Origin of the sequence: Saccharibacillus deserti, from assembly GCF_013618475.1 — a bacterium.
Lineage (GTDB): Bacteria > Bacillota > Bacilli > Paenibacillales > Paenibacillaceae > Saccharibacillus > Saccharibacillus deserti.
The window spans coordinates 424,312-443,290 of the sequence record NZ_JABJVN010000002.1 but is presented as its reverse complement, the minus strand read 5'-3'; the positions used below and the strand labels follow the sequence as shown (position 1 = coordinate 443,290).

The window sequence follows — 18,979 nt, the reverse complement described above, 5'->3', positions numbered from 1 at the left end:
TACCGGACCGCTCAGCCTGCGTGGGTTCCGCGCTTTCTTCCGGACGATGCGGAAGCTTGCGGAGCAATGACCAGCGACGGGGAAGGCGCCTCGTCTGCCGGCTCCGAAACTTCCGGCGTTTCGGGCAGGATCGCCGCCTCGGCTTCTCTCCGTTCCTCTTCCCGGCGATAACGAATACGCAGCAGACGCAGCTGTTCATACAAAATGTCCAGTCCCGGCTCGCTCGGCGGTTCTTCTCCGTATACTTTTTTCAGCACGGGCTTAAGAAAGGAATCCCCCAGTTCCGTGTAGGCCCGCAGGGCGGCCAGGCGCTGTTCCTCCGGCATCATCTGAAGTTCGTGCTCGATCACGGCTTCGAGATTGTAGCCGTTCTTCTCCAGCGATTCCATCATCTCGATCAATTCCCTACGGTCCAGACCGCTGCCCTGACTGATTTGGGTCAAGGAGGAAACGCCGCCTTTGGACGATTCGAGCAGCAGCCGCGTGGCCCGGACCCGTTCGGCTTCCCGTTTGAATTTGCGTTCTTTGCCTTTGTAGGTCCACTCTTCGAATTCTTCTTCGTCCAGTCGTCTCTCTACCCAATCCAGCGGAAAAGTATGCGCACGCCCGATTCCCTCGGTATGCTCGAGCAGAGCCGCCCCGTAGCGCTGAACGGTATTTTCTCCGATACCCGGAAGCTCGCGCAGCTCGTCGAGCGTCTGCGGAAGAAACGCAACGATCAGACGCAGCGCCCGGTTCGTTGCGATCAAGTACGGCGCCCGATGTTCTTCGGTCGCTCTTACCCTGCGCCAGGCGGCCATCCGCTTATATAATTCTTCATCCGTATGCAGCTCGCTGTAGCAGATCAGCTTCTGGGAAAAACGGCCGCGCTGCCCCGATTCGAGAAATTCCTGAAACGTATCGCGGATTACCGGACGATAGCCTTCGGCCAGTTTGATCGCCAGGCGATGCCGGTACACGGCCAGCATCTCGTTCCATACCGTTCCTTCGTACCAGTTCTCCCGCTGCGCCGGCTCCGGGACGTCTTCTTCGCTCCAGCCGCAAACCCATAATCCGCCTTCTTCTTCAATCCATACCTGCGCGGCTTCAACCTCATGCTCCCGTTCGATCTCCATCCGGTTCAAAAACACGATCGTCATTCCAATCCCCGCCTTGTTATCAAAAATTTCAGCCAAAACGCAAAAAAAGCACCTCTCCTACATGGAATGTAAGAGAGGTGCTTCCTCCGCGCTTGTTTGCTGTTAATCCTATAATACCCTTCGCAGGGAATAAGAGTCAAGCCGATTTTGCAGCCGGATTCAGCCCTGCGCTTCAAGCCCTTCCAGACGTTTCGCAAGCGCCCCCCGCCAAGCGTCGGCCAATTCTTCGACAGCCAGCAGACTGCGGATCGCTTCGGCATCGTTTTTGCATTTGTACTTGATTTCATTGGCCTGCATCACCGTCATGCCGGCAGGATGGCGCTCCAGCAGTTCGATTCGATCCCCCGCCTGAATGTTTCCTTCCTGCAGAACCCGGAAATAAAAACCGCTGTAGCCGGTTTCCTGCACCGCCTCAGGCAGCTCCGGCACGCCGTAGCGCACCGACAGCTTGAAGCAGGGCTGACGCGGTTGGCTGAGCTGCAGGACCGCTTCGCCGATCGCAAACGTATCGCCGATACAAAAATCTTCTTCCGCCGCTCCGGCAATCGACAGGTTTTCTCCGAAAGCCCCCGGTGCAAGCTTGGGCAGGATGCCGTTTTCCCAGTAAGCGAACCGGTCCGTCGAATAGACGCAGACCGCTTTGTCGCTTCCGCCGTGATTTTTCAGATCGGCTTGTCCGTCTCCTGCAAACCCCAGCCGGCCCAGATACACGGTCCCTTTGACCGGATTTTTGAAAATGCCCGTTTCGACTGCTCTGCTGCCGTTCGGTACGGATTTCGGCAGGCCTACATTGACTGCCACAACGACTGCTTCGTTCATCTGATTCGCCTCCGCTTCTATTCCATCGATACCCACTGTCCGAACACCAGCGTATTGCTGAGGGCCCGTCCTGCTCCGGTCAGTACCCGGCCGTTGGCGTACAGGGCGGAAGAAGCTCCCCCGTCCAGGTTCATTGCCTGCTTGGCGCCCATTTTCTGCATCACCTGCGCCCACTGATTCATCGTCGCGCCTCCGATCGTCGCAAGCATAACCGAACCGTCCGGCATGATCGCAATCCCGCTGCGCGCACCCGAAGCCGTGAGAATTTTCGGATCGTTGAACCCTTCGCCTTTTGCGTCGAGCGATACTTTCCCGTCTTTGACAAGGCGCGGACCCGCGCCGACCGATGTGACGACATCGTCCCAGGGAATCGTTTGGTTGGCCGCATTTTGATACGCGATATTCATTTCCACGGTCGAACCGACTTCGAAGCGGCCGGCATTGTTTTGTTCCGAACCGTGATAGACCAATACATAACCGTCGGACGGAATCGCAGTGTTGGCATTCGCCGCTTTTTGGACGACTTTGTTCTGACGGACGGTCACTGCGGTGCCGCCGCTGAATCCGACCCGGGCCCCGCGTGCCGAATTGTACATCAGTACGACATTCTGCCCCGCTTCCGGAGTCCGATTGACGAAGGTTGCATACCAGGTGGACGTTTTGCTTTTGCCCGCCTTATCCGGTCGGCTGACGACTTTCCCGGTGATTTTGGCCCGCAGCGAGTCCATCCGTACAGTGCCGTCTTTTTCGAAGCCGATACTTGTACCGTAATAGCCCGTGTGCACGATTTGTCCTTTGGAGATCAAAGTTCCGTATGGATCGGCCGGTCCTCCGTAAGAGTTGAAAAACGCTCCGTTGATCGCCGCGGTCGCTTTGCTGCTTGTGATGATCGAAGCGAAGCTCTGGGTCTGTCCGACCTGTCCTTGAGCCAGTCCGAGTGCCGCTTTCGTGCCTTTGGGAACAATGACCGTCTGCACGCTGTACGTTCGTCCCGACACCGATACTTTGCGTATGCTCGTCGCAATCGACGCCGCCGCTTCGGCCCGTTTGTCCCCTGCCAGACCGAATATTCCCGATACCGCCAGCACCCCCGCCAGCAGCATCGTTCCCCACTTTTTGCTTTTCATCCTGAACCTTCTCCCTAGAACATTTTGCATTGATGTTTGGTCTTGGCTGCCTGCTTTCTTTAATTTAGCGATGGAGGATGCCTTTTCCTGCTTGACGGGGAGGGAAAAGTTCCGGCTTTCTGCGAGAAGGATGCTTGCAAAGGCTGAAGGAAGGCTCCCTGGAGAGACGCTGCGGGGGAAAGAGACTTCCGATCGCCGCCAAAATCGGATTTCCCTTTTATCGAATCAGACAAGCTGTAAGGTGGAAATCCGATTTTATATGCGAACACTTCGTTTCTTCGGGATCCTCTCCCCTCCGCTGGTGCGTGCCATACTTCCGCGGAGACTTCGCCGCCTGCCGGCGGTAAGAGCAAGCTGAGTCTCCTCGGCTCGGCTCGGCTCGGCTCGGCTCGGCTCGGCTCGGCTCGGCTCGGCTCACGGATTGTATATCCCTTAGAGGGCCGAATCAAGCCCGTCCGAACTTTTAACGGATCATAGTTCCGTTAGCCGCTTTTCATCGCTTTTTTTCGCCAAAAACAAGCCCACTTTCATTCTAAGCGTCGTCTGAATCCGTTAGAATCTCCAAACCGCTCAAATCCGCTTCTAAGCATCGTCTCGATCCGTTAGAATTCTTGCACCCTCCTTAATCCAGACACTCTGCCGAAGCTCTCGATTTGATCTCTGCCATCCCTATCGCTTCGCGGCCTTCATCTCCCCGTCCCATGCAAAAGCAGCCCGACTCTCCAACTGGAGAGTCGGGCTGCTCGACAAGCAAACCCGCCGAAAAGCCATGTCTTGTCGGCGCCTTCATTGGCGGAAAACATAGAGCTTGGATACTTAAGCGCTTAAGAACGAAAAAATGAACACAATCTTACAAGGGGGATGCCGATCGATCGGCATCCCTTCCTGTGTTTGCTTTTAAATTTGATCTTCGTCCTTGAACTTGCCCTTTGTCCTCGAACTTGCCTTTCGCTCCTGCCCTCGCTTGCCCTCGCCTCTCCCACACTCCCGGAAAAGGCTGTGTGCCTCTGACTTATGCAGCAGCGCAGCGTCTCCACGTACGTCTGCCGCCTTTTCCATACCGCTTCCGCAATCTTTCCGCGCCGCTTCCGCAGCCGCTCCCATAACCTCAGCCGAACACATCCGTGCCCATCATTTTGCCCAGACTGCTCATCTCAAGTTCCGCGAATTTGGCCGATATCTTGGTATCGTCGATCCGGAACTCGCACAGGTCGATCGGACATTCGACCGGCACCTCGCAGTGGATCTCGGCGAGCGAACGGGACATGTGCAGCATCTCGAGATCATTCTCGATCTTGGTTCGAACCGAGTTGGTCAGCTTGTCCAGGTTGGCCAAAATGCCCGGAATATCGTCGAATTCCTGAACGAGTTTGATCGCCGTTTTTTCGCCGATGCCTTTGACGCCCGGATAATTGTCGCTCGAGTCGCCCATCAGGCCTTTCATGTCGATAATCTGCGAAGGCTTAAGCCCTTTTTCCTCCATCAGATAATCGGGCGTGTAGACCTGATAATTGCCGTAGCCTTTTTTCATGATGATGACTTTGATCCGTTCGTCGGTGAGCTGCAGCATATCGTTGTCGCCCGACAGGATCTGAACGTCCATCTGCTGTTCGCGTGCGCAGCGTTTGGCAATCGTACCGATACAGTCGTCCGCCTCGTAACCCGGCATGCCGATGTTCGGAATATCCATTGCTTCGACCACTTCCTTAACCAGGTCGAACTGGGGAATCAGATCGTCCGGCGCTGCGGAGCGGTTGCCTTTGTAGGATTCGAACTGTTCGGTGCGGAAGGTACGGCCTCCCATATCCCAGCAGCAGGCGACATGCGTCGGATCGAACTGCTGGATCGCATCCCACATATAGCGAACGAAGCCGTAGATGGCGTTGGTCGGCACGCCCGCTTCGGTGCGGCGGATATAGCCTTTGAGCGCCGTTGCGTAATAGGCCCGGAACAGCAGCGCCATACCGTCGACCAGCATCAGTGTCGGTTTGCGCGCCAGGACATTTTGCGGAAGTCCTTCGATACCGCCGTGCTCGCTCATACCCGCTCCTCCTTTTGACTCCAGTTTTGTTCGTACAGTTCCGGTTTGAAACCGATCGTCACCCGGTCTCCGTCGGTTACGATCGGACGCTTGATCAGCATTCCATTCGAAGCCAGCAGCTCCGCGCGTTTTTGTTCGTCGAGATCGGCGAGCTTGTCTTTGAGTCCAAGCGATTTGTACACCTCTCCGCTGACATTAAAAAACTTTTTCGACTCCAAACCGCTTTTCGCAATCAGATCCAGAATTTCTTCTTGGGAAGGAGGCTGCTCGTCGATCGGAATCAGGTTCAGTTCGTGCCCTTCGTTTTGCAGCCACTTGATCGCGCTGCGGCAGGTGCTGCATTTGGCGTAATGGTACACATTCAGATGAGTCATCGGTGTCGGTCACTTCTCTTTCTTTGCTTTCTGTAAAAACCTCTCCAGCTCCAGCAGATCCGGCGGAAAAGGAGCTTCGAAGGTCAATCGCTCCTGGGTACCCGGGTGGACGAAAGCCAACCGGAACGCATGCAGCGCCTGGCGGCCGATCGACCCGTCCAGTTTCCGCGCTTGGGCGAATTCGCTTTCCGTCAACGGAGACGAGTCCGTATAGGTATACATCCCGTCGCCGACAAGCGGACAGCCGATATGCGTCATATGGACCCGAATCTGATGCGTGCGTCCGCTCTCGAGTTCCAGCTCGACCAGCGAAGCCCGCGCGGAGACATAGCGTTCCAGCGTCCGGTAGCGGGTCGCCGCGGCGTAACCGTCCGGCGTTACGATCCGCCTATGGGGAGAGTCCGGATCGCGGTCGATCGGCCCTTCGATACGTCCGGCTTCCGCTTCCGGCCAGCCGTGCACGATCGCGCGGTACGTCTTGTCGACGGTGCCCGCGATCATCTGCTCGGAGATATGCTGGTGTACATACGGATTCTTGGCTATCGCAAGCACGCCTGACGTTTCGCGGTCCAACCGGTGTACGGGGCGAAACCGCACTACTTCTCCCCTGTCCTGCCAATGCTGCACGACGCCGTTGGCCAGCGTGCCGGTATAATGGCCGTGCGTAGGATGCACGATCGCGCCGGCCGCCTTGTTGACGATCAGCAGGTCGCGGTCTTCGTACAAAATATCGAGCGGCATTTTTTCCGGCAAAATATCGTCCGATATCTCGCGCTCCATCCGCAGCTCGACGAGGTCGCCGGTATGGACATGGATGCTGATATACACCCGTTCGCCGTTCAGCGTGATGCCGCGTTCGGTCATTTTGAGCCGGGATGTCAGCTTGCGCGATACCCCCAGCCGGTTGTGCAGGAGCGTTTTGAGCGTCCAGCCGTGCTCCCGTTCGGATACGGTATACACGATCGGATCATAATAGCCAAGCTCCGGATCGATCCCTTTTTCTCTCGGAAAATCGTAGGCTGCCGGTTCTCCGCTCTGCGGCTGTTCTTCTGTCGGTTTCTGGTTTCCCGCTTCGATCTTCATTCACCCTGCTTTTGTTCGTTTTGTTGATCCTGAGTCCGGCTTCCCGAAAAAACATCGGCGCCGCGTACATATTCTACATCGTCCACTCTGAGTTTGAGGTTGGCGGCACGGGCGGCGCTGAAAAAGTAATCCGACAGCCGGTTGAGATACCGCAGCACTTCCGGATTGATCTCGGATTCGTCCGTCAGCGTCACCACTCGCCTCTCGGCCCGCCGGCACACGGTGCGGCAGATATGGAGCAGCGCCGCCGGCGGACTTCCTCCGGGCAAAATAAAGCGTTCGAGCGGCGGATTATCCGCTTCCAACCGGTCGATCCAGGTTTCCAATCGCTCCGTCATCGCCGGGTGCGTCTTGTAAGGCTGCTGCGCCGCCGGCGTATACGCCAGATCGGATCCGCAGTCGAACAGCTCCTGGCCCACGACGGCCAGCTGTTCGCGCAGGTCCTTGAATCGATCGTCTTGAAGCAGCGCCGCCGCATGACCGACAAAGCTGTTCAATTCGTCGATTGTGCCGTAAGCTTCTACCCGGGCATCGTCTTTGCGCACCCGTCCCCCGATCACCGACGTTTGTCCGCCGTCTCCCGTTTTTGTATAAATGCGCATGATGATTTCCTCCTCAGCCTTCCGTCAATTTCTGCAGCACCTTGATTGCCGCTTCTTTGTCCGGAGCATTAACCAGCACACAAGCAAGCATATCTTCGGGCGTATACCCGGCATCCTGGAACATCTTCATGTCTTTGACCGGAATGCCGAACAGATGCTCTTCAAGCACCGCGTCGCTTTCCCCGTCTTTCAATACGCCGCTTTCAAACACGCCATCCGGATAATCGGCTTTGTCGAAATACTCGTCAAGTACGACATGGGCACCGTCTTTACCGTAAATTTCAATGTTATCCGTCGGCAGAATCACGATCGAATTCCCGCCCGCGGCATATTCGACCAGCACTTTTTGCAGATCGAACAGCGGCGAATAGTTGAATTCCGCTTTCAGATCCGGTACTTCCGTATTCAGTTTTTCCTGGATCACATCAATGCCTTCCCGACTGGAAGAACCTTTGTCCGACATAAAAATCGTGACGCCTTCTTCTTTGCCGCATCCGGCCACCAGCATGATCGCTGCGATCAGCACCAGCCAGACCCCTATTTTTTTCCGCTTCACTCTTACTCCTCCTTGGACATTTCCCCGGGCATGGATCCCGTATTCAAAGTCGTTCTTAACCAATATATCATACTCCCCTGCCGCAAGCATTTTCGCCGCCACCCGATCCGCCCAACACAAAAAAGGAAGAGCTTCTGCGGAGCAGGCTCTTCCTTTTGGCCGGTAAACAAATCGATTTCGGGATCAAATGCAGAAGTGGGGACGGACGCAGACTGCGTTCATCGAAGCGAGTCAGCGTACCAACTGCATATATTCGTTGATTTTCAGGTCGAGCCGGCTGCTGATTTCCACGACGGTCGCAGCGGTAAACGACTGTTCCCGTCCGAACGTTTCTTCCATCTGGGCGCGCAGCATACGAATCTCTTCCTGCAGGAACAGTTCGCGCTCTGCCATGGCACCTGGAGCTTGAACCCCACGCTGCATATACGGCTCCAGCGAACGCCGTATATGCCTCGGCTTTTGGAACGAAGCGGCAGACAAAAAACATTCCCCCTTGAAAAAATCACCTGGTTCGAAACCCCATTATATAGAAGCTCTCCAATAAAATCAACTTTTTCAAAAAGGAGTCATTTTTTCCGTTTTGACAGTAGTTTGGACCTCCAGCTTTTATGCGCCTTCGCGTTTTACTTTGTATACGAATTGGCCGATCCGATCAAGCGCTTCGTTCAGTTGGGCCACGGACGTCGCATAAGAGCAGCGCAGGAAGCCTTCGCCTCCGAGACCAAACACATCGCCCGGAACCGCGGCCACTTTCTCTTCGACCAGCAGACGCTGGGCGAACGTTTCCGACGTCAAACCGGTAGATTGGATACTCGGGAACGCATAGAACGCTCCTTCCGGCTCATGGCATTCCAAACCGGCATCGCGCAGCCCCTGCACGACGAGTCGGCGGCGGCGGTTGTACGATTCCACCATCTTGTCTTTTTCGCCAAGACCGTTCGTGAGCGCCTCGAGCGCGGCCACCTGTCCCATGACCGGCGCGCACATCACCGTGTACTGGTGAATCTTCAGCATCGCGGAGATCAGCTCGGGGTGACCGCAGGCATAACCCATCCGCCAGCCCGTCATGGCAAAAGCTTTGGAGAATCCGCTGACGAGAATCGTGCGGTCTTTCATGCCCGGAGCCGCCGCAAAGCTTGCGTGCTTCACCGGACCGTAGCTGAGTTCGGCATAGATTTCGTCGGAGATGACGATCAGATCGTGCTTCTCGACCACCTTCGCGATCGGCACCCAGTCTTCGGCCGTCATCGCCGCTCCGGTCGGATTGCTCGGATAGCAGAGAATCAGGACTTTCGATTTCGGCGTAATGCTTGCTTCGAGCGCTTCGGCCGTCAATTTGAAACCGTCTTTGGCAAAAGTCTCGATGCCCACCGGAATGCCGCCCCCGATCGAAGTGATCGGCGAATAGGAGATGTAGCAGGGCTCCGGCACCAGCACTTCGTCGCCCGGACGGATCAGCGCCCGCAGCGCCAGATCGATCGCTTCGCTGCCGCCGACCGTGACAAGCACTTCTTTTCCCGGATCGTACGACGTGCCGAACGAGCTGCTCAAGTAAGACGCGATCGCTTCGCGCAGCTCGGGCATCCCCGCATTCGATGTGTAGCGCGTATAGCCGCGCTCCAGCGAATACACGCAGGCTTCACGCACATGCCACGGCGTCACGAAATCGGGTTCGCCTACGCCAAGCGTGATGATGTCTTTGCTGGCGCTGACAAGATCGAAAAATTTGCGGATGCCCGAAGGCTTGATATCGCGGACCAGAGGCGAGAGATAGCGTTCCATCGAACCGTGTTCGGAATCGGAAGGCTGAACAGCTCCGTTTTCGTTCATTTCGCTTTTAGTTATCATTGTTTCGCATCCTTTACGGCGAGATCATCAGACGGCGGTCTTCTTCGTGTTCTTCGAAAATGATACCGTTCTGCTTGTATTTTTTGAGGATGAAGTGCGTTTTGGTCGACAGAACGGATTCGATCGGCGACAGCTTGTCGGAAACGAAGCTCGCCACGTCTTTGAGGTTGACGCCTTCCACTTCGACAAGCAGATCATAGGCGCCGGACATCAGAAATACGGCTTTAACCTGCGGGTACAGGTAGATCCGCTCGGCAATCCCTTCGAAGCCGCGTCCGCGTTCGGGCGTAATCTGCACTTCGATCAGCGCCGTTACTTTCTCGTCGTTGACTTTGCTTTCGTTGACGACCGTTGCGTATTTCACGATCACGCGATCCTGCTCGAGCTCGGCCACCGCTTCGCGAACTTCTTCTTCGGGCACGTTCAGCATCGTCGACAGCAGCCCGTGCGTGCGCCGCGCATCTTCTTCCAACAGTTCGAGAATATCCAGTTTGAGCTTGTTCGTTTCTTTCACTACGCATGCCTCCAGATCGATTTTGCTTGATAGATGACTCGTTCGGTTAACTCGGTCTCGCTTATTGTACCTCATCTTACCCCAAAAAAAACCGTTCTGCCACCGCTTCGCGCCAATCCGAGCATACCGCCCCCGCCCGAAAATGCGCTCCGTGCGGCCTCTCCTCTTCTTCCATGCCCAAAAACCCGCTTCCGAAGGAAGCGGGTTTGGAGCCTCGCGAGTCGTTTCTTTTCGCGTTCAAGGTCTGCTGCCGCCGCGGAACTTTAAAGGACCGAAACGCCGATGACGTAAGACAGCGACACCGACAGAATCATCGAGATCAGGCCTACCGCCCGATTATCGCGTCCAATCTCTTCGTCGACCTTGAAAAAAGGCGTGATGAACTCGAACAGAAAGTAGGCTACCATCAGCAGTACAAAACCGATCAGCGACCACAGCATACTTTCGTAAATGGTCGAACCGGACTCGATGCAGAATCGCAAAATATTGCAGATCCCGAAGATCTTGCCGCCGGTCGCCATAGCCACCGCCAGGTTGCCTTTGCGAATCTCATCCCAGCATTTGTAGCGGGTGACCGCTTCGAAAATGGCCAGAAACACAACCAGTTCGAGGACGGCTACCGAAAAATAAGCGACGGCCGCCCCGATCGGGGTCGCCAATATAGGATCGATTACCGTATTCATCTTGTTCTGGCCCCGCTCCTTCCGTTACTTGAGTTCGGCTACGGTTACGCCGTTGCCGCCTTCGCCGTAATTGCCAAGCCGGTAAGATTTAACCAGCTTGTGCCGGCGAAGATGCTCCTGAATGCCGGTGCGCAGAATCCCTGTTCCTTTGCCATGGATCAGATACACCTGACCCAGGTTCGACAGAAACGCCTCGTCGATAAACCGGTCCGTCTCCATCAAAGCTTCTTCCAGATTCGTTCCGCGCAGATCGAGCTCCGAACGGGTACTGTCGTCTTTGGTCCGTTTGACGGAAGTGACCGGCTTTTGTTTGGGCGCTGTAACCGGGGCGCTTTGCACACGTTCGAGCGACCCCAGCGCCACTTTCATTTTCATGATGCCCATCTGCACCAGGGCTTCTTTGCCGTCCATCTCGATGACATGGCCGCGCTGGCCGAGGTTGACCACGATCACTTCGTCGCCCGGCTCGATCTTTTGGGAAGATTTGGCGCCGGCGGATTTCCTGGCTTTCTTCACCCGGACTTCCGGTTCCGCCTGATCGAGCTGGCGCCGGGCCGCGATCAGCTTGTGTTCTTTGACCGACGCCCCTTCTTCCATCGCCAGACGGCGCAGTTCGGATACGACTTCGTCGGCTTCTTTGCGCGCTTTGGCGATAATGTCGCGGGCTTCGTTCTCGGCTTTCTCGAGTCTGGCTTCGCGCTGCGCTTCCTGCTTTTCGAGTTCGCGTTCCTGCTTCGTCCGGAGTTCTTCCATCTCGCGGCGCAGACGCTCGGCTTCCCCGCGCTCCGCTTCCGCTCCGATCCGGTTCTCTTCCAGCGCGCTGATCATGTTCTCGACGCGCAGATCTTCTTCTTTGACTTCGCCGCGGGCGAAGCTGAGGATCTTGCCCGGCAGACCGAGACGCTCCGCAATCGCAAAAGCGTTGCTTCGTCCCGGAACGCCGACGAGCAGCCGATAGGTTGGGCTCAGCGTCGCCACGTTGAACTCCATACTGGCGTTAATCACGCCGTCGCGTTCGTACGCGTAGGCTTTTAATTCGCTGTAGTGGGTCGTCGCCACCATGCGGCAGTTGAACTGATGGATATATTCCAGGATCGCGATCGCCAGCGCCGAACCTTCCGCCGGGTCGGTCCCCGCCCCGACTTCATCCAGCAGAATAAGGCTTTTCGGCGTCATGTCTTTCAGAATCCGGATAATGTTCGTCATATGGCTGGAGAAGGTACTGAGGCTCTGCTCGATGCTCTGTTCGTCGCCGATATCGGCATAGATCGCATCGAATACGCACAGCTCGCAGCCTTCGTCGGCCGGAACGAACAATCCCGACATCGCCATCAGGCTGAGCAGGCCGATCGTTTTGAGCGTAACCGTCTTGCCGCCCGTATTCGGACCGGTTACGATGATGCTGGAAAACTCGCCGCCAAGTTCGACATCGAGCGGCACGACTTGTTTGGGATCGATCAGCGGGTGGCGTCCTTTGCGGATCCGCAGATACCCGCGGTCGTTGACGGTCGGCTCGGTCGCTTTCATCTTGTGGGCAAGGCGTCCTTTGGCAAAAATGAAATCGAGCTGCGCCAGCACATCCACGTCGTACGCGAGCAGTTCGGCCTGTTCGCCGACTGCGGCAGTCAGCTTTTGCAGGATGATTTCGACTTCGCGGGTCTCGCGCAGTTTGGTCTCCCGCAGCTTGTTGTTCATCGCCACGATCGCTTCCGGCTCGATAAACATCGTGGCGCCCGAACTGGACTGGTCATGCACGATGCCGCCGAAGTGCGAACGGTATTCCGACTTCACGGGAATCACGAAGCGGTCTCCGCGAATCGTAATCAGCTGATCCTGAAGCATCTTGGATACGCTCGACGAACGGATCATCGACTCCAGTTTCTCGCGAATACGGGATTCGCCTCCGCGCAGCTCGCGCCGAACGGCCGCCAGGGTCGGACTGGCGGAATCCATTACTTCGGCCGACTCTCCGATACAGGAATTTATCAACTGCTCCAGGGCTTTCTGGTCCGAGATCAGCTCGGCCAGGCCGTCCAGCAGCTCGACCGGATGTTCGTCGTGCAGCGTCTGGATAAAGCGGCGCAGACGGCGCGAACCGTACAGCGTCGTTGCAATGCCCAGAAGTTCGTGCGGATTCAGCATGCCGCCGATCCGGGCACGCTGCACCGACGCACGGATATCGACGATCCCGCCGAACGGCGGAGATCCTTTCAGACGATCGACGTGAAAAGCCTCGTGCGTGGCCTGCAGCAGCTTCTGCACGGACGAAAGATCGGTATCGGGCTTGAGCGCCCGCGCCGCTTCCTTGCCGAGCGAAGTCTGCGCCTGGTCCGCCAAGGCATTCGAGATGCTCGCATATTGTAAAATTTCGAATATTTTATCGTTCAAGAACGTGACAACTCCTTATCGGTTCTGGAGAACGCAGCGGTTCTCCGTCCTTTAATTATACCGGATTCGGGGCGCGGACACCATGGATGCCGGACATCGGGCGTTCGCGGCTGCCGGCTGCCTCCGCTAACCGGGAATAAACGAAAAGCCTTTTCGCCTCCGGTCGGAGAATCGAAAAGGCTTTTCGGCCGCAGCTCCGCGAAACAACGGGCGTACACGTTAATCGCGCACCGACAACGTATCCCGGCCCGCGTCGTACAATTCGACCCGGTTCTTGCCCGAGCGCTTCGCCCGGTACAGAGCGCCGTCGGCTTTGCCGAACAGGGTCTCCGCCGTATCGCCGGGCTCATAGGCGCTGATGCCGACGCTGACCGTAACGGGATGGTTGCCCATGTAGGAATAATTGGCGCTCTGCACCGCTTCGCGTATGCGCTCGGTATATTCGGCGGACTCGCCGATCGTTTTCTCGGTGAAAATGACGGCAAACTCTTCGCCGCCGTAACGGGCTGCAAAATCGTTCGGCGCCACGATCATTCCGATTCGGATCGAGACTTCCTTGAGTACCAGATCTCCGATCAGATGGCCGTAGGTATCGTTGATTTTTTTGAAATTGTCGATGTCCAGCACCGCCACCTGAATTTCAAGCCCGTTGCGCATGCACTGGTCGACCAGGTCTTCGAGATATTCGTAAAAGGTTCCGTGATTGTACAGCTGCGTCAGCGCATCGGTCTTGAGCAGACGCTGCGAGACCGCTTTGTCGACGATTAAATCCTGCTGCGCCTGGGTCAGCAGTTCGACCTGGCGGCCGATCTCCAGTGCGCGGATCAGCACCAGACGGCCCAGCAGCAGCGAGGCGGCCAGCATCAAGACTCTAAGGGCAAAATCCTCGATTCCCCGTTCGTAAAACGGCCGTTCCACCAAAAAGTAAAAAGCCGTATACAAAACGATGTTCGAAACGCCAAACCCGTCAAGCAGTCTGCGGTCGAAATAGATCAAGGGCACGAACATCGGGAACATCAGCAGAATACCGGGTGAACTCTCCGTGTAGGCGCTCAAGTTCAAATAGTTGATATAGGCCATCGTCAGGCTTATTCCGACCACGATCTGTCTCCCGTAGCGCCGGAAAGATGCGTACAGAAGTTCTCCGAGTCCGGCAATACCCAGGATCAACAGGATCCGGGTAAGCAGGGAAGAAGGGGAGTGTCCTTCTTCCGCATTGGCTCCCGAAAAAAAGTAGGTCGAGTCGACCGCAATAACCATCGCCGCCACGATCCAATACGCAGTCAGGATCTGTCTGTTCAGGCGATCCACGTTTCCCATGCCCTACCGCTGCTCCTGCTCCAGCATTTCCATCCATTCGTTGTGCTCTTTTTGCAGCGCCGCGTACTCCTCTTGAAGACGCGCGTATTCGCGGTCGGTCTCTTCGCGCTTATCTTTCTCCAGCTCGCGTTCGATATGAAGAATGCGAAGCTGATGGGACAGCATCTCGTACTGCTCGGTGACCTGGGCGAGCTCGCGCTGGAGGCTGCCCGGTTCTTCCTCTCTTGGTGCCTTGTTCGCCACAGCTTCCAACCGGCGTTCGAGTTCCGTTTTCTCTTCCGCCCAGCCCTGCCGCAGCTCCCGGAGCCGTTCCAGTTCCGCATTCCACTTCGCGCTGCGCCGTTCAAGTTCGCGGGCCGACTCTTTGGCCGTTCGCAGCTCGGCTTGAAGCTGTTCGCACGCTTCGGCCGTCTGCGCCGCCCGGGCCGCCGCTTCTTCGCTTTTGCGTTCCGCGGAATTCTTCTGCTTGGTCAGCAGGCGTTCGCGTTCGCCGGCTTCTTCGAGTTCGCGGCGCTGACGGCTGGTCTCCAGACGCCATGAAGCTTCGCGGCCGCCGAATTCCGCCACCCGGGAAAACAGCCGCTCGCGTTCCGCGTTCCACTGCGTTTCGGCTTCGGCGAGGCGCTCGGCTTCCCGCTTCGCTTCGTCCAGCGCTTCGGAGGCTTCGCCGAGCCCGCTTCGCGCTTCTTCCAATTCGGCTTCCAGGCTGCCGATTCGGGCGGCAAGGCTGCCGGCTTGTTCGTCAAGACGCTGCGCGGTGCGGGAAGATTCGTGAAGCTGCGCAACCAAATCCTGCTCCCGGCTCTCGGCCGCTTGTTCCCGTTCCCGGGATGCGGCAAGTTCATTCTCAAGGCGCGCATATTCCCGGGCGCGCTCTTCTTCGCCGGACGTCAGCGCTTCGAGTCCGCGTTCCAGTTCTTCTTTTTGTTCGCGCAGACGGCGTACTTGTTCTTCCAGGTCGCCGGTCAGCCGCTCCTGGCGTTCGCGTTCGCCGGTCCATTCGGCTTCCCGGGCCGTATAGGATTCCAGCTCGCGCGACAGGTCCGTAAGGCGGGATTCAGCCTCGGCCAATCTTCCGTGCAGTTCTTCCCGTTCGGCCGACAGGTCGCCGTTGGCCTGCACGGCGGATTGATGCTCGCCGCGCAGGCGTTCAAGTTCCGCCTGTACGCTTTCGCGCACGTCCTGCAGTTCGCGTTCCCGCTCTTCGGCTTCGCCCAGACGTCCGGCGAGCGTATCGCGTTCGGTTTCGAGCATGCTCGCCTGCCCGCGCAGATCGTCAAGCTCACGAACCGCTTCCCGATGAGCGTTTTCCAGCGTCCCGAGCGAAGCTTCCGTCCCGGCCAGACGGGCGGCGAGGCCGCTTCGGGCTTCTTCCAGAAGGATCACTTCGCCCGTCAGCGCTTCTTCGCTTGCTCCCAGCTCGCTTACGCGCTGTTCCAGGCGCGCTCTCGTCTCTTCCAGTTCGCCGCTTCGGGCCGCAAGCCGCGCTTCGAGCGCTTCGCGCTCGCCCTGCAGCTCTTCGATGCGGCTGCCTGCATCGCGCAGCTCGCTTTCCAGGCGTGCGCCGCTCTCGGCAAGACCCTCGGCCGCAAGCCGGGCCGCTTCCAATTCGGAGGCAAGCGCCCGCTTCTCGTCCGCCAGAGCTTCGGCGCTTTGCTCGAGCGCCTCCAGACGAAGCGCAAGCGAAGCTTCCGCTTCCGCATGCCGCGCGCTTTCTTCGCGCGCGGCCGACAGATCGGCGGCCAGGGCATCCTTGTCCGCCCGAAGCGCTTCGCGCTCCGTATGCGCCGACTGCAGTCCGGCTTCCAGTTCGGCTTGGGCCGCGCCCAGTTCCGCGGCCGCTTCGCGCTCGGCCTGCAGCCGCTGCTGCAGCGCCGCGCGCTCGCTTTCAAGTTCGGCGAGGCGCGCACGCAGCGCTTCCGCCGCCGCATCACGCTCGCGCAGATCGCCGTGCAGGCCGCGCTCGCGTTCCACCAGCCCGGCGACTTCCTCTTCGAGGCGCACCGCTTCGCCCGTGAGATACTCTTCACTCTCGTTCAGCTCGCGTACACGCTGCTCCAGCTGCGAACGCCGCTCTTCGAGCTCCGCCGCTTTGGCTTCCAGTTCCGCGGACTGCACCTGGCGTTCGGCGATCAGACGTTCGCGGGTTTCCGCCGCTTCTTCCAGTTCGAGGCGGCGAAGTTCCCAATTCTCTTCGGCAAGCCGGTAATCGTCCAAGCGGCCTGCCAGCGTCGTCCGCTCTTCTTCCAGTTCATCCAGACGCTTTTTCAATCCGGACAATTCCTGCTCAAGCCCCGATTTCTCGCCGGTCAGCGAAGCCAGCTCGGCGGCAAACCGATCGCGCTCGCCGACTGCGGCAGAACGTTCGCCGTCTACACGGTCCCGCTCTTCGCCCAGCGCTATCCATTCTTCTTCCAGCACGTTTTTCTCGTTGGTCAGCGCATCGAGCAGCGCTTCCAGGCGCCGTTTCTCCCCGTTTAACGCTTCCGTTTCGCTTTTCAGGTTCCGAGCCGTTTCGCCTGCAGCCTGAAGTTCGCCTTCCAGGCGTGTCCGGTCGGAAGACGCAGCTTCAAGTTCGCCCAGCAGACGGACTTTCTCCGCATTCGCTTCTTCCCGCTCCTGTTCGAGGCGCTGTTTACTCTCGCCAAGACCCGACAACTCTTGTTCCAGACGGGTTTTGTCGGCCGACAGAGCGGCCAGTTCCTGCTCCAGACGCGTCTTCCCGATCTCCAGCTGATCGCGTTCTTCCCCGAGACGGACCGTTTCCGCCTGGCGTTCTTCCAGTACGCGTTTCAGTTCGCCTCGGAAATGTTCCGCTTCTTCAAGCATCGATTCGAACGTTTCTTTCTCGGTCTTCCATTCGTTTTCGCGCTGCGTCCACGACGCAAGTTCTGCCGTAAGCGCGGCATTCTCCGCTGCGCGGGCCGCTTCGGCTTCGGTCAGCTCGGCTGTCCGGCGTTCCAGTTCTTCGCGTTCCTTCCGCTGCTCCTCCATCGCAAGGCGCAGACGCTCCTGTTCTGCGCGCAGGTCGAGCTCCGTTTCGCGGACGTCCGCAAGTTCGATTTCCAGCTTGCCGCGGAGCTCCTGCTCCGCCGCTTCGCGGGTGCGAAGTTCTTCCAGATGCGCACGGGCTTCCTCGTAACGCTCGGAAAGCCCGTTCTCGCGCAGACGGGTCTCGCCAAGTTCCGATTCCAGACGCGTATGTTCCTCGCTCCAAATCGTCTCGCCTTCTTCCAGTTCGCCGACCCGCGCTTCCAGTCCCGCACGGATTTCCTCCAGCGACCGCATACCGGCTTCAAGTTCCGAAGTCTGCCGGACCGCCGCTTCAAGTTCCTGCCGCAGCTCGGCTTCTTCCGCCTGCAGCGCGGACAGCTGCTGCCTGAGCTCGAGGCTCTCGGCAGCCGCGCGTTCGCCGGACGCTTTCAATTCCGCGACCCGGGTTTCGAGTTCGCTCCGCAGTCCGTTCAGGCGGCTTTCTTCTTCGCGCAGCAGACCAAGCTCCAGTTCAAGCTCTTCCCGCTTCGACTCGCTCTCCGCCAGGCGTACCCGGAGTTCTTCGCCTTCCTGCTCGAAACGTCCTGCCCGTTCGCGGCTTTCGGCCAGCGCTTCTTCGCCTTGGCGAAGTTCCAGACGGATCGTTTGCAGTTCGCCCGCAAGATCTTCTTTGGCTGTACGTTCCGCCGTAAGTTCTTTGCCCGCTTTTTGCAGCGCTTCGCGCGAAACGCTGCCGTTTTTCTCCGCTTCGGCCAATTTCCCTTCCAGCTGCCGTTTCAGGCCGTTCAGCCGTTCCAATTCGGCATTCGCTTTGCGCAGTTCTTCGCGGCGCAGCGTCAGCTCTTTGTCCGCTTCGGCCAGCTTGGCATTTTCGGCGCGCAGCGAGTCCGCGATCGAAACCTGCTCCGCCGTCCGTTCGCGCAGCTCCGCCGTTTCGGTTTCCAGCAGACCGGTGCGCGACAGCGACTCGTCCAGCCGCTCCTGCAAATCCTGATTCGCGATATTGGTCTCGGCCATATTGACCGCAGCAAGAACGGCAATACGCACCGTATCCAGCCTCGGATGGCCGTTTGCGATCGTAGTCATCCGTTCATCGACCAGTCGGGCGACCCGTTTCACATAATCTTGGCTGCTTCCGAAAATTTTATAGGACGTTCCGTAAATCTCCACGCTGACTGTTTTTCGTTCAGCCATATTCGCCCGCTCCTCTCCATTATATCCATCATCTATCGCCTGCCGCTCGGAGGCGGCACGCTGGCGTTCAGCCGCCGTTTCTTCTAAATAAACACTTCAGGGGATCGCCCGACGCTCTTGGGCAGGATCCGCTTGGATTGCAGAATTCGGTTGTCGGCTTCGAAGGATCGCCTCACACCACCTATCGGGTTTTGACGCCATTTCCGCCTGAAAGTTGCTCCGAGCGCTTCCAATACCCGCAAAATACACAGCCGACGGGCAAAAACCGCACCCTTCTTCAGGACAGGGGTCCGCGCG

15 protein-coding genes are annotated in these 18,979 nt (G+C 57.9%); all 15 read right to left on the bottom strand.

What is annotated here, in order from left to right:
• Positions 1–11: 11 nt before the first annotated feature.
• The 15 genes from HOP44_RS08020 to zapA all read right to left on the bottom strand — a co-directional run bounded on the left by HOP44_RS08020 (position 12) and on the right by zapA (position 18,682).
• Positions 12–1,139 (bottom strand): HRDC domain-containing protein, encoded by a 1,128-nt coding sequence (locus HOP44_RS08020; protein WP_172252226.1) that lies wholly within the window; start codon positions 1,137–1,139, stop codon positions 12–14.
• A gap of 159 nt (positions 1,140–1,298) precedes the next feature.
• Entirely contained in the window at positions 1,299–1,958 is a 660-nt protein-coding gene (locus HOP44_RS08015) for an MOSC domain-containing protein (RefSeq protein WP_172252224.1), read from the bottom strand.
• A 17-nt stretch (positions 1,959–1,975) separates the two neighbouring features.
• A complete protein-coding gene (locus HOP44_RS08010) occupies positions 1,976–3,085 on the bottom strand; it encodes a phosphodiester glycosidase family protein (protein WP_172252222.1) in 1,110 nt (369 codons plus the stop codon).
• Positions 3,086–4,193: 1,108 nt separating this feature from the next.
• A complete protein-coding gene (locus HOP44_RS08005; protein ID WP_172252220.1) occupies positions 4,194–5,126 on the bottom strand; it encodes a 5'-3' exonuclease in 933 nt (310 codons plus the stop codon).
• On the bottom strand, positions 5,123–5,500 hold the full coding sequence (locus HOP44_RS08000) for an arsenate reductase family protein (RefSeq protein ID WP_172252218.1): 378 nt from the start codon (positions 5,498–5,500) through the stop codon (positions 5,123–5,125). Before HOP44_RS08000 ends, HOP44_RS08005 begins: the two co-directional genes overlap by 4 nt.
• Before the next feature lie 9 nt (positions 5,501–5,509).
• Complete coding sequence (locus tag HOP44_RS07995; RefSeq protein ID WP_172252216.1) at positions 5,510–6,583, bottom strand: RluA family pseudouridine synthase; 1,074 nt, start codon at positions 6,581–6,583, stop codon at positions 5,510–5,512.
• Positions 6,580–7,185, bottom strand: a complete 606-nt coding sequence (locus tag HOP44_RS07990; protein WP_172252214.1) for a cob(I)yrinic acid a,c-diamide adenosyltransferase — start codon at positions 7,183–7,185, stop codon at positions 6,580–6,582. The genes HOP44_RS07995 and HOP44_RS07990 overlap by 4 nt, the downstream gene beginning before the upstream one ends.
• Positions 7,186–7,198: 13 nt before the next feature.
• A complete protein-coding gene (locus HOP44_RS07985; RefSeq protein ID WP_172252212.1) occupies positions 7,199–7,741 on the bottom strand; it encodes a hypothetical protein in 543 nt (180 codons plus the stop codon).
• A 231-nt stretch (positions 7,742–7,972) separates the two neighbouring features.
• Positions 7,973–8,164 (bottom strand): aspartyl-phosphate phosphatase Spo0E family protein, encoded by a 192-nt coding sequence (locus HOP44_RS07980; protein WP_172195577.1) that lies wholly within the window; start codon positions 8,162–8,164, stop codon positions 7,973–7,975.
• Between the two features lie 183 nt (positions 8,165–8,347).
• Positions 8,348–9,571, bottom strand: coding sequence for an aminotransferase class I/II-fold pyridoxal phosphate-dependent enzyme (locus tag HOP44_RS07975; protein ID WP_172253005.1), 1,224 nt, complete (start codon positions 9,569–9,571; stop codon positions 8,348–8,350).
• A 31-nt stretch (positions 9,572–9,602) separates the two neighbouring features.
• On the bottom strand, positions 9,603–10,103 hold the full coding sequence (locus HOP44_RS07970; RefSeq protein WP_172252210.1) for an Lrp/AsnC ligand binding domain-containing protein: 501 nt from the start codon (positions 10,101–10,103) through the stop codon (positions 9,603–9,605).
• Positions 10,104–10,366: 263 nt separating this feature from the next.
• Positions 10,367–10,786, bottom strand: a complete 420-nt coding sequence (locus HOP44_RS07965) for a DUF350 domain-containing protein (RefSeq protein ID WP_172195579.1) — start codon at positions 10,784–10,786, stop codon at positions 10,367–10,369.
• Positions 10,787–10,810: 24 nt separating this feature from the next.
• Positions 10,811–13,174, bottom strand: coding sequence for an endonuclease MutS2 (locus tag HOP44_RS07960; protein ID WP_172252208.1), 2,364 nt, complete (start codon positions 13,172–13,174; stop codon positions 10,811–10,813).
• Between the two features lie 219 nt (positions 13,175–13,393).
• Positions 13,394–14,494, bottom strand: coding sequence for a GGDEF domain-containing protein (locus tag HOP44_RS07955; protein ID WP_172252206.1), 1,101 nt, complete (start codon positions 14,492–14,494; stop codon positions 13,394–13,396).
• A 3-nt stretch (positions 14,495–14,497) separates the two neighbouring features.
• On the bottom strand, positions 14,498–18,682 hold the full coding sequence (gene zapA, locus HOP44_RS07950; protein ID WP_172252204.1) for a cell division protein ZapA: 4,185 nt from the start codon (positions 18,680–18,682) through the stop codon (positions 14,498–14,500).
• Positions 18,683–18,979: the final 297 nt, after the last annotated feature.